This window comes from Nostoc sp. DedQUE12b (assembly GCF_034530835.1).
Classification (GTDB): Bacteria; Cyanobacteriota; Cyanobacteriia; order Cyanobacteriales; family Nostocaceae; genus Nostoc.
This window is the reverse complement of record NZ_JAVRCI010000006.1, coordinates 26,029-41,457: the sequence shown is the minus strand read 5'-3', so window position 1 is coordinate 41,457 and position 15,429 is coordinate 26,029. Positions and strand designations below refer to the sequence as shown.

The window sequence follows — 15,429 nt, the reverse complement described above, 5'->3', positions numbered from 1 at the left end:
CACAGCAATGGAATATTTTTCTATTACCTTCTCTCTATCAAAAATCTATCTCTATCTCACTGCTTTTATCCTTCAACAGTTAGAAGCAGCAAATTTCGCTCCATGCAAAGCTATGAAGGCAAGTTCTCATACTGTGGCAAAAGGATAAATTTGTGGATATTAGCAGACGAAATTTACTGAAGGTAGTTTCTGCTTCTGGTTTAGGTGGAGCTGGGGTATTTGCTTTACAAGGTTTAACCAAACAAGTTTTAGCGCAAAATCAGTCTACCCCACTCCAGATTAAAAAAGGGGAAATGCTCTACAGGCAACTAGGACGCACTAAAGAACAAATATCTGTAATTGGTCTAGGTGGTCATCATATTGGTAGACCAAAAGATGAACAAGAGGGTATTGAGCTGATCCGTACTGCTCTCGATCGCGGGATTAATTTTATGGACAATAGCTGGGATTACCATAATGGAGGTAGCGAAATTCGCATGGGTAAAGCTCTCCAAAATGGTTATCGTCAAAAAGCTTTTCTAATGACTAAAATCGACGGTCGCACAAAGGCGGCTGCTGCTAAACAAATTGATGAATCTTTAAAACGTTTGCAAACAGACCACATTGATTTATTGCAGCATCATGAAGTTATTCGCATGGAAGACCCAGACCGGATTTTTGCCCCTGGTGGTGCGATGGAAGCAGTTGTAGAAGCACAAAAAGCTGGCAAGATTCGCTACATAGGCTTTACTGGGCATAAAGACCCTTTAGTACACCTGAGAATGTTGGAAGTTGGCAATCAAAACAACTTCCGTTTTGATGCAGTGCAGATGCCGTTAAATGTTATGGATGCCCATTTCCGCAGTTTTGAGAGGCAAGTTTTACCCAGACTGGTTAAAGACGGAATTGCTGTACTGGGGATGAAATCAATGGGCGACCAAAACATTCTCAAAAGCAATGTGGTTAAACCGATCGAATGTCTGCATTACGCAATGAATCTGCCAACTTCAACGGTGATTACAGGCATTGAAAGTATGCCCATCTTAAACCAGGCTTTCGAGGCAGTACGTACTTTTACACCCATGAGTCAGGAACAAGTTAGAGCATTACTGAATCGGACTCGCCAAGCTGCTCTTAAAGGTCAGTATGAACTATTTAAAACTACTAACCAATTTGATAGTACAGCCAAAAATCCTGAGTGGTTAGGATAAGTTTTAGCTAGAGCGTGTTTGAAAAGGCGTTGCATAATATAGCTAAGTGCTGAGTGCTGTTAGCGGAAGCGGGGCGTTTAGCCCGTGCTAAGTGCTGAGTAAAAATCCAGTTTTTTCAAGACTTTGAGCAATCAACACTGTCCTAATCTGTGTGACTACGGCTATAGAAGGATGAATTGAGGCCATCTACTGTGCAATGTCCATACTGCGGATCTACGGAAATTCGTAAGAACGGAAAGCAAAGAGGTAAACTTGCATTACATTTGCGTATCGTGCGAGGTGCGTTCCGCCCCGCTTCTCTACGAGACGCTACGCGAACGCTAACGCCAATTTATTGATTTGTACAATCCGCCGAAAGGATATTCTGAGGAATTGAAGCAAGTTGGTCTGGGTAAAGGTTAAAGGGGAAGGGGTAAAGGTAAATATCAAACCCTTTCCCTTTCCCCTTTCCCCCTTAACCGAAAAGTATTGGATCGGCACAGGCTTGATAGAGATAGGGATGGTGTGGTTTGTCAGAGTTGACTATGTAAGTCCTACAAAGGCAACATGATTGCAAATTCAGTTCCTTGATTGAGTGTGGAATTAACCTTAATTGCTCCACCATGCTTTTCTACTACAATTTGATAAGCGATCGCCAATCCCAGCCCAGTACCTTTACCAACTGTTTTCGTTGTGAATAGATAATTAAAAATTTCTTGCCTCACTTCTTCTGTCATGCCAATGCCATTATCGGCAATCCGAATCGTTAGATATCCAGGACTGGATATCTCTGTAAAGATGTTGATTGCTAGGGAATCATTGACTCGCTTGCCCTGCTGCCAAACATCTTCCAAAGCATCTACAGCATTAGCTAAGATATTCATGAACACTTGATTGAGTTGTCCTGGATAGCACTCAACCTTTGGTAAGGAAGCGTATTTTCTGACGACTCTAATTTCAGGTCGCTGTCCCAACCCTTTAAAACGATGTCGCAGGATTAATAGTGTATCGTCAAGTCCCTCATGAACATCAAACTTAACCTTTACCGATGTGTCAATCCGGGCAAAGTTTCGCAGCGACACGGATATTTCTTTAATTCGTTCTGTGCTAACCTGCATAGAATTGAGGAGTTTGGGCAAATCTTCTAAGAGAAAGTCTAAATCTGTTTGAGCGATCGCATTCTGAATGACAGGCGGTAGTTGGGAATAATTTTCCTGACATAATTGCAGGATATGAGTGAGATCGGCAATATACTCTTGAGCAGGATGAATATTGCTAACAATGCAGCTAATGGGATTATTCATTTCATGTGCTACACCTGCTACCAATTGACCAAGCATTGAAAGCTTTTCTTGTTGCACCAGTTGCACTTGTGCCTTTTGTAATGCTGTCGTTCGCTCTGTAACCATTTGTTCAAGATTATCGGTCAATTGCTTCAGTTGCAAATGCATTCGCACTCTGGCAATCACTTCTGCTTGTTCAAAAGGTTTGGGAATGTAATCAACGGCTCCTAACGAAAACCCTTTCACCATATTTCCAGTATCAGCCAACGCTGTCATAAAAATAATTGGGATGTTTTGCGTTAATGGATCGGCTTTAAGTTTCTGGCAAGTCTCAAACCCATCTATTCCCGGCATTTGCACATCTAACAAAATTAGAGCAGGTGGTTTATGCCGCACCATTTCGATCGCACTTTCTCCATCTTCGGCAACTCTAACCGCGAAACCTGCACTTTTTAGCGCTTGTGATAGTACTGACAAATTAGTTGGATTATCATCAACAATTAAAACAAAATCAGAGTTTTTCATGGTTATCAAATGTTTTTTATAAAATGACTTAACAAGACCAAAAATCTTATTAAGGATTATTTACAGTTTATTTGGACTGGTCTATCCATTGATTTAATGCCTCTCGCAATTTCCTGATTTGGAAATTTTCGGCAAGTTTGATTACTTGTTGAGCAAAATCAAAATAAACAGGATGATTACTCTTTAAGTTATTGGCTTCATGCAATATCCCATCAACATTGCCATCTTTTGCCAACTCATACAAGCTAGTCAAAATCTCAATCGAAGGTAAAGACAATTTTTGAAAATCTGACTGAATATTAGTTTGGTTGCGCTCTAAATCAACTTCCGATTTTGGTGCATAAATCCATACCAAATTTAATTTTAATCGTAGTAATTCCAGCAAAACTTCAGCTACAACAGGTTTAGATAAAAAAGCATCCGCACCAACATCTAAACTACGATTTTGATCGCTGTCAAACACACTTGCAGAAGAAGCAATTATTGCTATATTTTTTAACTGAGTAGATTGCTTGATGTACCGAATCAGACCAAAGCCATCCATTACAGGCATAACTAAATCAGTAACGATCAAGTCAGGTTGAGATGTACCAGCCCGATCAATTCCCTCTTGTCCATTACTAGCTTCTATTAACTCAAATCCAATTGGTTCTAATAAATTAAGGATTACCGAACGGTTTTCCCACTTGTCATCTACTACTAAAATGCTGCGTTTTTTGCCTTGATAGCCTGTAATAGCTCCTTGTTGCATTACTCTGGAACTTGCAGCCCATTGTTTTGCTTCTGGTAACTCTACTTCAAACCAGAAAATACTACCTTGACCAATTTGACTTTCAACTTCCAAAGTACTACCCATGAGGTAAACAATTTTTTGACTAATAGCTAATCCTAAACCTGATCCTTCAGATTGTCGTTTGATGTCTCCTACTTGCTCAAAGGGAAGGAAGATTTTCTGCAATTGCATCGATGTCATCCCAACCCCTGTATCTTCTACTTGAAAACGAATTTTATAATTAGTTATTTGTTCCGTTTCTTGACTACTGACAGATGACGAATGATTAATAACGTTTACTTTTAAAGTCACCCCTCCTTTATCTGTAAATTTGACTGCGTTACCCAAAAGATTAATCAGAACTTGCCGCAGTCTTTTCTCATCGGCGTGGATACCAACCGGGAGCTGAGAGTCAGGCTGATAGGTGAAGGAAATAACTTTTTGATCGGCTTTAATCCGACAGATTTCGACTACTCCTTCTAGAAACGAAGGAAAATGGAAATCGATGGGATGCAACTCCATTTTGCGGGCTTCGATTTTAGACAAATCCAGCACGTCATTAATTAAAGTTAACAGATGAAAGCCGCATTGATGGATAATTTCAATTCCTTTGTATCCTTTGTCAGACAAGGTTTCAGTACGTTGGAGAATTTGAGTATAACCGAGGATGCCATTGAGTGGAGTTCGTAATTCGTGGCTCATGTTGGCAAGAAATTCACTTTTGGCTTGATTGGCAACTTCGGCAACAGTTTTTGCTTCGTTGAGTTGGGCAGTTCGTTCTTCAACTCGTCGCTCTAGTTCATCATTGGTTTGCCGCAGTATCATTGCTGATCTTTGGTTTTCACTAGTTACCGCAGAGATCACAAAGGTAGTGATAGCAATTACACAAATGAATGATTGCAACAAGATGAGCGATTCATTCGGTGAAAGTTGTTTAGCAAACGAACCAAAGCCTTTAACAGTACCAAAAACCGCGATCGCTGACACAATAAGTACAGCTAGAGTCGATATCCGCGCTTCAAATCGAAATGCCGTCCAAATTAACGGCGGAATGATCATGTATTCGATTGGGTATCCCCCTGAAAAAGCGACCCGAACAATCGCCATCATTGACAATAAGACGAATGCAAGTTCGATCATTTGTCGCTGATGGAAGCTTCTCGGCGATGGAGATTTTTGCAACCATGCCAGCACTAAAGGTGTAACAATTAAAATACCTGTGCTGTCTGATGTCAGCCAAGTTCGACAAATGTTACTAAATATTGACCAAGGTGCAATACCACTAATACAAAGCGTTAGTGCAGCCAAGATGGAACTGATTAGGGGGCTGGGTATAGTCAGAACCATAAATTTAAAAATATCTTGCGATCGCTCTAAGAAATGGCGACGCTTGATAAAGTTATGAATTAAAAAAGTTGCTACGAAAGGAGTAATTAAGTTGACAGCCGGAATGATAGTACTAAGTAAAAGATTGTTCTTAAAAAAGAGAGTATAACTAACAATAAAATCACTCAAAAATATGATGGGCCAGACCCGATAGCCTACCAATAACATTCCTGCTAAAAACACACCGAATGAAGGCCAAAATGCTGACGCACCACCGACAAATGTCATGGATAAACCTATGTATCCCAGTCCGAGGTGAACAATAGGAATAGTCAGTGCTGCTATTATAAATGGACGATCCAGCTTGGGTAGGAATTGCTGCCTTGTCGTAGTTTGCTGCATTTCTTGTCTCCGTGCAGATAGCTGAAGGCCAGTAACCCTCAACAAAGGTTGTCCAGTTTATAATTCCCAAAAGTAGTTGTGACTTTTATCATCAAGAATAGATATGGCATAGCTGTCATACCGTAAGGATTCAGGTCTAAAATTGTGGAAGCAAAGAAGGGCGAGACTGAGAATTAATAGAACCAGCCAGTAGAGCTTGTGCAAAAAAATCAATTCCCTTCCGACCTTGACGACGACAGGTTTGCACCACCGTCAACAAATTGGCATGAACGCGAACCACCATTAACTTTACGTTTTGTGACAGCTAAACGCAGCGATCGCGAAGCGTGTCCGAAGGACTCTCGTTCAGCCTGATTGTTATCAGGGGACACTTCAGCATAGTCAAGGGAATACCACCATTGAGAAGCTTTATTTCGTAAAGAACGTAAAAGTTTGCTGCTTCATATTTGCGAGCGATATTTTCCCTCAAGTGTCCCCTTTGTCAATACCCTGCCACCTGAATTATTACGTTTTTATTTTTTGCAGTAGTGTTTTGCTACTATTAAAAGACACTGGTTATGTAACTGGGATATTGTGAGCTTCTAGTATCTTCGCTTGTACAGATTTAATTTGTTGAATGGGAATCTCGATTATGAATTTAGTTCATACGGTTCGGTTAAAGGGTAAAGGGTAAAGGGGAAAGGTTTTGAATACATCCTTTCCCCTTTACCCGCAAACCCATTCCCCAGATCATAAGGAAAGTGAAAAATACTTATCCGAACCGTATTGGACGCTGTTGAACTTCTTGCGACATTCCTATGCCATTGTCAGCAATATCAATCGCAACCCAATCTGAGTTGAGTACAAAAGTGCGGATAACGATTTGTGGGTTGTATTTATTTTTTGTCAGTCCCAAAAAGGGGGCAAAAGCCTTTCAAAGCCCTCCAATTTATCGGGGGATTTAGGGGGATCTTCAACGATTTTGATTTTATACAAAGATGTGTCTACACTGTAGCTTTCTTGGGGTGAGGGCAAAACGTTGTCACCAAGCGGGTTTAGCGTTAAGTTGTTCTTGTCAAGATTGCAACATTTCTCCCAAACATTGCAATATTCCTCATCAGCATTACAACATCTATAAGGAAGGTTGTAATATTTGTCATCAACATTACAAGATTCCTTATCAATATTACAATATCCATAAGGAATGTTGTAATATTTCTCATCAACATTACAAAATTCCTTATCAATACTGGAATATTTCTTATCAACATTAGAACATTTCGGTATAACTTACTTCCTACTCGGACACACTGACTGCACTTTTTGGGGAAATTGCCGACACATCTGCTGTAATCCTTGAGGATTAATTTGCCACCAAGCAAATAATCCCAGACTTGTACCCCCCACAAGCAACGCCAACCCTACCCCCAGCATCACTAAAGGTTTACCCCGCTTCGGCTTTGTAATTAAAGTTGGTGAAATTTCTGGATTGAGAGGTGGTTCCTCTGAAAGATCCAAATCTAGATCCAAATCTAGATCCAAATCTAGCAAAGCTTGCGAACTTTCTGTAAAAGAAGTTGGTTCTTCTAATTCTTTTAATTCTTCTAGTTCCTCTAGTTCCTCTAGTTCTTCTTCCTGTATTTCTGCTTCTATAATTTCTTCTGGCAACGCCGGAGTCACAGGTACTAAGTATTCTGGAGAGACACGGCAATAAGTGAGAACAACCGAAGTATTATCACGCCCATTTTTTTCGTTTGCCAAGTTAATCCAGTTGCGGACAGCATCTTCAACTGTCATTTGCCCTGCTAACACGGGTGTTGCATAATCCTGCCAAGATTGTTCTACCCAGTTATTATCACTTAAACCATCAGAACACAGTAGCAAAATGCCATCTTCTTCCAGAATAAATCGCTGAATCTTAAGACGCAAAAATTCTGAATTTCTTGTCCCTAATGCTTGAGTTAAGGCACTCGCATCTGGTCTGAGAAGTGCCTTTCGATACAAGCTTTTAGCAAAGCGTACTTCTCGCGTTGCCACATCATCATCTACTGTCAGTAGCTGGCAATAATTGCGAGTAATCCAATAGGCACGGCTATCACCAACATTAGCCAAGTAAAGCTCATGGGTATTATTTGATTGCCACCCAGTACTTGTCTGGACTCGTTGTGGAACTTGCAACGCCATGACAATAGTTGTAGCCATGCGTTCTCTGCCTTGGCGTTTTTGCTCGTTATTGCGGGCACAAATTACATTATTTACTACCCGTAAGCTCGCTTCTAATTGTTCCTGCAACAACTCAGGTGGTACAAGTGCAGTTTGTTCTGTCACCTCAGTTAGTAAAGCGCGAATTTGTAACTTTACAGACTGCACTGCCAATTGACTTGCAACTTCACCGCCTTCGTGCCCGCCAATGCCATCGCAAACAATCGACAAGTGGCGCAATAAAGGTTCATCTAAATCAGTCAAACTATTGGGATAGCAAGCATCTTCATTTTGCGCCATCATCGGGCCAATATCTGTAGAACCTGCCACCTTTAAAACTAATGGCAATTCTGCAGCAGCTGCTAGTAGTAAATTGTTGAGTTGAATATTAATCGCCTCTAACTCAATCTCAGTTTCACACATCTCCTGGACAATGTTCTGTAACCCCTTAGCTACTGATGTTTTTGCAGAAGCTACCCAAAACTGCCAACACTCCCCCAGATTTTGTAAACTCAACTTTTCATCGTTTGGTGTTTGGTAGAGTTCCAAAAGTCGCACACACCAACCTTCGACTCGCAAGTTGTCTATTACTAGTAAACTGTGGCTAAGTCCCAATTCTGCTAGAGGTGTCCAAAGTTGGAGAATTTGCCACAACCAATAAACTTGTCGTACTGCCGTGGCTTCTTCCCAAGCCTCAACAATAGTTGGATAGATATTTCCTGTCTTATCTATCGGCGCATTTTCCAATAAGAGAATATCAGTTGTATCTTGCTCAAGATTACTAACAAACCCATAAGCCTGGGGCAGATGTAACCGCTCTTCATATAATTGTAAATAAGGAATTACTTCGGTTGGCAATTCTTCCGGTACATCTGGCGGCAGCCCCGGTTGAGTATCCAGCCAAATCTGTTGTTTAATTACCTCATACCTATCTGCTACCTTTGTCCCTGGTGGGATGTAAGCAGACAATGAGCCAGTCGCCCAAAGATAGCGGTGAACTAAAGGAGTTTGGCAACTAGCACAAACGTTATCTCCCATAGGATTAATGGGGCTATTACAGCGTGGATTTATACAAAAAATTATCAGTTGAGTAGAAATCATAAAATAGGAGTCAGAATTCTTCTTTATACATAAACTTCGATTAACTTTAGCTGGCAATGAATTGAAGGCTAGAATAAACTGGACTTGTGTACCGCTAACTACACCTTGTTACTGAAATTAATCAAAATTATTGGTAGAAATACCCAGTTTTGTTTTCTGTAAATAACTTATGTCTGGCTGTATCTAATCGTAGAAATGCATTTACGTCAATAATGTAGAGACTAGGATGGCGCTATGCCAAGTTTTACCTTAATCTGGCTTCTGGCAGGAGCAGTTCTGTGTTTAACAGAACTGTTCTTACCATCGGCGTTTGTCGCCTTCATGATGGGAATTAGCGCTTTTGTGGTGGCGCTGCTGTCTAGAGTGGGTATGGGAAGTGTATGGTTGCAAATTGTGGTTTGGCTCTTGCTTTCCACGGTGCTAATCGTGCTTTCTCGTCGGTTTTTGCAACCAAGACAACGCAAATCAAAAATTCGGGATGCAGTCATAGCTGAAACCTTAACAGAAATTCTGCCTGGGAAAACAGGGCGGGTGCGGTATGAGGGAAATTCTTGGCAAGCAAGATGTGACGATGACAAATTTACCATACCACCCCATCAAAGAGTTTATGTGGTTAGGAGGGAAGGTACTACTTTGATTGTTGTACCGGAAAATCTGTTGAATTCTTAAGTATTTGTCATTTGTCACTTGTACTGAGCGTAGCCTCTCGTAGAGAAGTATTTATCATTTGTCATTTGTCAAAATTCAAGAGTTTTTTTACTCTACTTCTTCTGCTCACTCATATCTTCCACTCCGCACTTCTTTTATTAAAAATTAGGAGATTCACAATGGAACAGTTCTTTTTACTAGTATTTTTAGCTCTTGGTGGTTCTGCTGTGGCAGGTTCGGTGAAAGTCGTAAATCAGGGCAATCAAGCTTTGGTGGAAAGATTGGGTAGTTATAACAAAAAGCTGGAACCAGGACTAAACTTTGTCGTTCCTTTCCTAGATAGAATTGTTTACCGAGAAACTATCAAAGAAAAAGTCTTAGATATTCCTCCTCAACAGTGCATCACTCGTGACAACGTTGGCATTGAGGTAGATGCGGTGTTTTACTGGCGCATCGTGGATATGGAAAAAGCCTGGTACAAGGTAGAAAATCTCCAGTCGGCAATGGTAAATATGGTGCTGACTCAAATTCGCGCCGAAATGGGACAACTGGAGTTGGATCAAACCTTTACTGCTCGTTCTCACATCAGTGAGCTTTTATTACAGGATTTGGATGTTGCTACCGATCCTTGGGGTGTAAAAGTGACACGGGTAGAACTGCGAGATATTATTCCGTCTCAAGCTGTGCGTGAATCGATGGAATTGCAGATGTCGGCAGAACGACGCAAACGAGCAGCAATTTTAACTTCTGAGGGCGATCGCGAAGCTGCCGTCAATAGTGCCAGAGGTAAAGCTGAGGCGCAAATATTGGATGCGGAAGCTCGTCAAAAATCGGTAATTTTGCAAGCGGAAGCTGAACAAAAGGCGATCATTTTGAAGGCTCAAGCGGAACGTCAGCAGCAAGTTCTGAAAGCGCAAGCGATCGCAGAATCAGCAGAAATTATTGCCCAAAAGCTCCACACTAACTCTAATGCCAATAAAGCGGTGGAAGTACTGTTTGCCTTGGGCTATTTGGATATGGGCGCGACAATTGGTAAAAGCGATAGTAGCAAGGTATTATTTATAGATCCGCGCACTATTCCTGCTGCTTTCGAGGGTATGCGTTCCGTTATCTCAAATGGTCAGATTGACTCTAACGAGTTGTTTTCCAAGCAAATCCCAGGATTAGAAAATAACCGCCCTAGTTAGAAGTGGGGACAAGGGGGCAAGGGGACAAGAAACTTGTCTCTTTGTCTCTTTCCAATTAGGACTTACGCAGTCAAAACCTGAAACCTCGATCCCCCCTAACCCCCCTTTTTAAGGGGGTTGGGGGATTTCTTCTCGGCAGTAGAGATTCGACAGTAAAGTTGTGGAATATTAATACAGGTGAATGTCTCCAAACTTTACACGGTCATACTAATAAAGTCAGTTCAGTTAACTTTAGTCTTGATGGTAAAATCCTTGCTAGTAGCGCTGGCGATCATACAACACGGCTTTGGGATGTTCGTACTAGTGAATGTAGAACAATAAAACTTTGGGATGTAAAAATGGGTAATTGCATAAAAACTCTAATACCCGAACGACCTTACGAACGGATGAATACCACAGGTATTAAAGGTTTAACCTCATCAGAAAAAGCCGCGCTCAAAGTATTAGGTGCAGTGGAGGATGGAGAATAGATTTTAGGCGTAGTCCTTTATAAACATCACCTAATATTCATCCGATCTATTTGATAAGATTACAATAGCTAGTAATAAGAATGCGATTACACAAACTTGTCGCATTCTTCTATAAATTAAATAATCAAGTTTTGATAAGTTGTAAATCATGACATTATCTATTCAGCCAACCACGGTACTAAGTGTAGAAAAATTTTTACAACTACCAGAGACAAAACCAGCAAGCGAATATTTTAATGGAAAAATATACCAAAAGCCTATGCCGCAAGGAAAACATAGCACTTTACAAATTGAATTAGCTTCTGCCATAAATCAAGTTGCAAAACCCAAAAAGTTAGCTTATGCCTTGACTGAACTACGCTGCACGTTTAGCGGACTTTCTATAGTACCAGATATTGCTGTGTTTGAATGGCAAAGAATTCCACTGGATGCCAAAGGTAGTATTGCCAATAAATTTGAAATTCCCCCAGATTGGATAATTGAAATTCTCTCACCAGAACAATCAGCAAATCGAGTTATCCGCAAAATTACATTTTCTATTCAAAATGGAGCAAAGCTAGGTTGGTTGCTTGATTCTGCTGATGAGTCAATCATGATTTTTGAACCCAACAAATTACCAGAATTAAAAGAACAACAAGATATATTACCCGTTTTGAGTGTTTTGGGAAATTGGCAATTAACAGTTGCAGATGTATTTAGTTGGTTGAGTTTTATTTGAATAAAGCAACAGTAAGCTGATGCTAATACACTTCTGAATTATTATAGAAAATGAATATTTGTAAAGGAAAGTTGATTTACCGCAGTAACAAAACCTCAACTCCTAAAATTTCAGCACTTGTTGCTAAAGCTTCATCAGCCGTTACCAATTGGATATTATTTTGAAATGCAATTGTCAAATGTAGAGCATCAAGTGTACGCAATGGTGTATCAAACCGACTAATCCACTCACGCGCTAAATTATAGTGAACTGTTTCCACTGCAATTTGAGTATAAAATCCACTATCCAAATCTGATTGAAACCTTTCTACAATAGCTATTGCATCTTCCTGAGATATTTCTCGCATTCTGACTCGACGCGATAAAGCAGAAACGAGTTCAACCTCAGCCAACTGACTCAAACCTACTTCAGCTTCATTGAGTAGTAATTCTTCAACTGCATCGCTTAAAGCCTCTGTCCAATACAAAGGAGCAATGACACTTGTATCTAAATAAATCAACGACGTTCCTCTGTACGTGCATTTATGACAGTTGTACTCAATGATTCACCCTTAATCGCAAGAGAATCACGAAATTGCTTCATACTTGCTAATTGTTCTTCTTTTTGTAGCGGAGGAACTAAACGAGCGACAGCTTTATCTTGCTCTAGCAAAATTACTTCTTCTCCCCTAGCTACCCGTTCCAAGAGAGATTTTAAATTCATAGCTGCTTCTTCAACGCTAATTCTCAACACTGCATTACTCCTGTAGTTAAGCTTGAAGAGCAAAGAAAATTTCCTGCTCACACCATTTCTTTATAGAAATTAGAAATTCACATTATTAGCCTGTATAAGCAGGCTTTTTTCTGGTAGCCACGGGCTTGAGTCTGTGGAAAAATGAAGTGCAACATCACATAGAATTGGTATGACTATTGGCTAATCTCACTAGCTTGATTTACCTGGCATTGACTGCACAAACCAAAAAACTCTAGGGTGTGGTAAAAAACTTTAAATTTATGGCTTGATTCTAGCTGGTTTTCTAAGTCATGAACTGGGCATTGATTAATCGGAATTGAGACACCACATTGCAAGCAAGTAAGGTGGTGTTTATCTTGTTGTGCTAGGCTATAGAGGGCTTCACCGTTAGCCAAATTCCGCACTTGTACCATGCCTTCTAGTTTTAAAGCTTCTAAAGAACGGTAAACTGTTGCTAAACCCATACTCTGATTTGTATTACGTAGTTCTACGTAAATATCTTGGGCGGAAATGCCTTTTTTGATAGTTTTCAGTAGGTTGAAAATACGCTCTTGACTGCGGGTGCGTATAGCTCTCATAGACAATTATTTAAGTATGCCACTGTAGTTTGAAGCTGTTAGATGAGTTAATCGATCGATTAACTTTAACCGCTTCGTAATCTTATTTTCACTCAGTTGGAACAGAAAGTTATAGTATAGCGATCGCAGCATTCAGCAAAAGCCCGTGCAAACCAAGTATCTAGCCAAAATTTTCGTGACCCTTCGTCCTTCAGTTTTAGACCCCGCTGGTGTGGCTGTACAATCCGGTCTTAAGCAACTGGGATACGATAACGTTGACCAGGTGCGGATTGGCAAGTACATTGAACTCACCATCACCTCAACCGAAGAGAAAAAAGCGCGTAAAGACCTTGATACCATTTGTGACCAAATGCTATCAAATCCCGTAATTGAAAATTACCGCTTTGAATTAATTGAGGTCGAAACTCAAACCGGGGTATTTTAAGGACTGAGCATAACAGGCAGAGGAGCAAAGGAGCCAAGAGAATGCAACTTCTCCCCTGCTCCCCTGCTCCCCTGCCCCCTGCTCCCCTGCCCCCTGCTCCCCTGCCCCCCTGCTCCCCTGCTCCCCTGCCTCCCCTAACTAATCATGAAATTCGGTGTTGTTGTTTTTCCCGGTTCTAATTGCGATCGCGATGTTGCTTATGTAACCAGAGATTTACTGGGGCAACCAACGCGCATGGTTTGGCATCAAGAAACAGATATTGCTGATTTGGATGTCGTGATTATTCCTGGTGGCTTTAGTTACGGGGATTATCTGCGCTGTGGTGCGATCGCGCGTTTTTCACCCGTGATGCAGCAGGTTGTGGAACACGCCCAAAAGGGTAAGTTTGTCCTCGGTATTTGCAACGGCTTTCAGGTATTAACTGAAGCTGGACTTTTGCCAGGGGTGTTAACCAGAAACCGGGATTTGCATTTTATTTGCGATCGCGTCCTTTTGAAAGTTGAACGTACTAATCTATGGACGCAAGCTTATACAACTGGTGAAGTTATCACTTTGCCCATTGCCCACGGAGAGGGGCGATTCTACGCTGATAAAGCCACTCTCGCAAAAATTGAAGATAACGGACAAGTCATATTTCGCTATGAAGGGGAGAATCCAAACGGTTCACTCAACAACATTGCTGGGATTAGCGATCGCCGAGGTAATGTGTTGGGAATGATGCCGCACCCAGAAAGGGCATCAGACGCAATGCTAGGGGGTAGTGACGGCTTGAGGTTGTTTCAAGGCTTACTAGAGAAAGTAGGGGCATTAGCGTAGAGCAAATAAGTTGAGCGTTTTGCGATCGCTGTCTGTAAGATAGATAAACATTTTTCTACAGACAGCGATTTATTTTGTTAGTGGGAACTTGAAGCATTTTTTACAAGCAAAGCAGGACGCATTAAGGGTTAAAGGCTAGTGATGCCTTGAGCGCAGTCGTAAAGCCTGCGGCATAGCTACGCTTAAGGCGCAGTTTCTCGTAGAGAAGGGAGCCGAACCATGTTGAGGTGCGGGCTACGCCTACGCATCTAAGATTGTGGTAGAAAAACATTAGGGTAAAATTACTTGCCAGTCTGAGTTAAATCGAAGCACAGAATTTGTCATTGCTCGATCGATTTCTCATACTTGAGCTAGTAACTGTTAAAATTTAGAGCTAGCGTGTTTTAATCTTTTATTAGACTTACAAAAAAAGTCCGCGTACACAAAAAACTTCCAGCCAGTTTTGGCAAGTTTTTGAGAACAAAGAGAGAAACAAACTTATGGGACTTTTCGATCAAATTCTTGGTGCCGTTGCTAATCCCAATCAACAGGGCAGCTTAAGTCAAATAGGAAGCATTGTTAATACTGTACAGCAGTTGAGCGATCGCACAGGCACAGACCCTTCTACCATCCAATCAGTTTTGTCAATTGTGGGTGGTCAAGTGCGTTCTGCTTTACAAAACAAACAAGCCACAGATGGTAATGAAGCCACACAAAATTTAGTCAGTCAATATGCTGGTACTTCTCCCAATCCCCAAGCCGTCAATTCGTTGTTTTCTCCTCAGATACAACAGCAAGTAGCTCAAGTTGCTGCCCAGCGCACTGGGTTGGATGCTGGTATCGTTCAACAATTGCTGCCTTTGGCAGTACCTTTGGTGCTAAAGTTTTTGCAATCAGGTGCCAATACTCAAAATCCCCAAGCTGGCGGAAATCCTGTACTAAATTCCTTCTTGGATGCTGATGGTGATGGTGATGTCGATATTGCTGATGCCATCCAAATGGCTAGTCGATATATGAGACAGTAACAGTTTTCTCCCAACTCCCCACTCCTTTCTGATAAACCAGACATTAGTAATTATACCTTGCTAGATTTTTAGCTAAGACATAGGCTGAGAATA

At 41.1% G+C, this 15,429-nt stretch carries 14 protein-coding genes and 2 pseudogenes; 9 read left to right on the top strand and 7 right to left on the bottom strand.

Going from position 1 to position 15,429, the window contains the following annotated elements:
• Positions 1–152 precede the first annotated feature (152 nt).
• Positions 153–1,190, top strand: coding sequence for an aldo/keto reductase (locus RMY16_RS04780; RefSeq protein WP_322735391.1), 1,038 nt, complete (start codon positions 153–155; stop codon positions 1,188–1,190).
• Positions 1,191–1,381: 191 nt separating this feature from the next.
• Positions 1,382–1,469, top strand: a pseudogene (locus tag RMY16_RS04775) (transposase-like zinc-binding domain-containing protein); the annotation flags it as partial.
• A 254-nt stretch (positions 1,470–1,723) separates the two neighbouring features.
• Here the strand turns inward: RMY16_RS04775 and RMY16_RS04770 are convergent.
• The 4 genes and pseudogenes from RMY16_RS04770 to RMY16_RS04755 all read right to left on the bottom strand — a co-directional run bounded on the left by RMY16_RS04770 (position 1,724) and on the right by RMY16_RS04755 (position 8,759).
• Entirely contained in the window at positions 1,724–2,986 is a 1,263-nt protein-coding gene (locus RMY16_RS04770; RefSeq protein WP_416211646.1) for a response regulator, read from the bottom strand.
• 58 nt (positions 2,987–3,044) lie between these two features.
• On the bottom strand, positions 3,045–5,477 hold the full coding sequence (locus RMY16_RS04765) for an MASE1 domain-containing protein (protein ID WP_322735389.1): 2,433 nt from the start codon (positions 5,475–5,477) through the stop codon (positions 3,045–3,047).
• A 136-nt stretch (positions 5,478–5,613) separates the two neighbouring features.
• Positions 5,614–5,917: pseudogene (locus RMY16_RS04760) on the bottom strand (IS66 family transposase); the annotation flags it as partial.
• A gap of 829 nt (positions 5,918–6,746) precedes the next feature.
• Positions 6,747–8,759 carry a protein phosphatase 2C domain-containing protein gene (locus tag RMY16_RS04755; RefSeq protein WP_322735388.1) on the bottom strand — a complete coding sequence of 671 codons (2,013 nt, stop codon included), beginning with the start codon at positions 8,757–8,759 and terminating at the stop codon, positions 6,747–6,749.
• A 234-nt stretch (positions 8,760–8,993) separates the two neighbouring features.
• Between RMY16_RS04755 and RMY16_RS04750 the strand changes: the two genes are divergently transcribed.
• The 4 genes from RMY16_RS04750 (at position 8,994) to RMY16_RS04735 (ending at position 11,782) form a co-directional block, all read left to right on the top strand.
• Positions 8,994–9,428, top strand: coding sequence for an NfeD family protein (locus RMY16_RS04750; RefSeq protein ID WP_322667814.1), 435 nt, complete (start codon positions 8,994–8,996; stop codon positions 9,426–9,428).
• 158 nt (positions 9,429–9,586) lie between these two features.
• Positions 9,587–10,594 (top strand): SPFH domain-containing protein, encoded by a 1,008-nt coding sequence (locus RMY16_RS04745; protein ID WP_322735387.1) that lies wholly within the window; start codon positions 9,587–9,589, stop codon positions 10,592–10,594.
• A 158-nt stretch (positions 10,595–10,752) separates the two neighbouring features.
• On the top strand, positions 10,753–11,064 hold the full coding sequence (locus RMY16_RS04740; protein ID WP_322735386.1) for a hypothetical protein: 312 nt from the start codon (positions 10,753–10,755) through the stop codon (positions 11,062–11,064).
• 148 nt (positions 11,065–11,212) lie between these two features.
• A complete protein-coding gene (locus RMY16_RS04735) occupies positions 11,213–11,782 on the top strand; it encodes a Uma2 family endonuclease (protein WP_322735385.1) in 570 nt (189 codons plus the stop codon).
• A 76-nt stretch (positions 11,783–11,858) separates the two neighbouring features.
• On the opposite strand, the gene RMY16_RS04730 is transcribed toward RMY16_RS04735, so the two are convergent.
• The 3 genes from RMY16_RS04730 to RMY16_RS04720 form a co-directional block, all read right to left on the bottom strand.
• Positions 11,859–12,281, bottom strand: coding sequence for a type II toxin-antitoxin system VapC family toxin (locus tag RMY16_RS04730; protein ID WP_322735384.1), 423 nt, complete (start codon positions 12,279–12,281; stop codon positions 11,859–11,861).
• Complete coding sequence (locus RMY16_RS04725) at positions 12,278–12,514, bottom strand: type II toxin-antitoxin system Phd/YefM family antitoxin (RefSeq protein ID WP_322735383.1); 237 nt, start codon at positions 12,512–12,514, stop codon at positions 12,278–12,280. The genes RMY16_RS04730 and RMY16_RS04725 overlap by 4 nt, the downstream gene beginning before the upstream one ends.
• A gap of 173 nt (positions 12,515–12,687) precedes the next feature.
• Entirely contained in the window at positions 12,688–13,092 is a 405-nt protein-coding gene (locus tag RMY16_RS04720) for a Fur family transcriptional regulator (RefSeq protein WP_322735382.1), read from the bottom strand.
• A 145-nt stretch (positions 13,093–13,237) separates the two neighbouring features.
• Between RMY16_RS04720 and purS the strand changes: the two genes are divergently transcribed.
• The 3 genes from purS (at position 13,238) to RMY16_RS04705 (ending at position 15,336) form a co-directional block, all read left to right on the top strand.
• A complete protein-coding gene (purS, locus tag RMY16_RS04715; RefSeq protein ID WP_099102896.1) occupies positions 13,238–13,516 on the top strand; it encodes a phosphoribosylformylglycinamidine synthase subunit PurS in 279 nt (92 codons plus the stop codon).
• 144 nt (positions 13,517–13,660) lie between these two features.
• On the top strand, positions 13,661–14,332 hold the full coding sequence (gene purQ / locus RMY16_RS04710) for a phosphoribosylformylglycinamidine synthase subunit PurQ (RefSeq protein ID WP_322735381.1): 672 nt from the start codon (positions 13,661–13,663) through the stop codon (positions 14,330–14,332).
• 479 nt (positions 14,333–14,811) lie between these two features.
• Complete coding sequence (locus tag RMY16_RS04705) at positions 14,812–15,336, top strand: DUF937 domain-containing protein (RefSeq protein WP_322667805.1); 525 nt, start codon at positions 14,812–14,814, stop codon at positions 15,334–15,336.
• Positions 15,337–15,429: the final 93 nt, after the last annotated feature.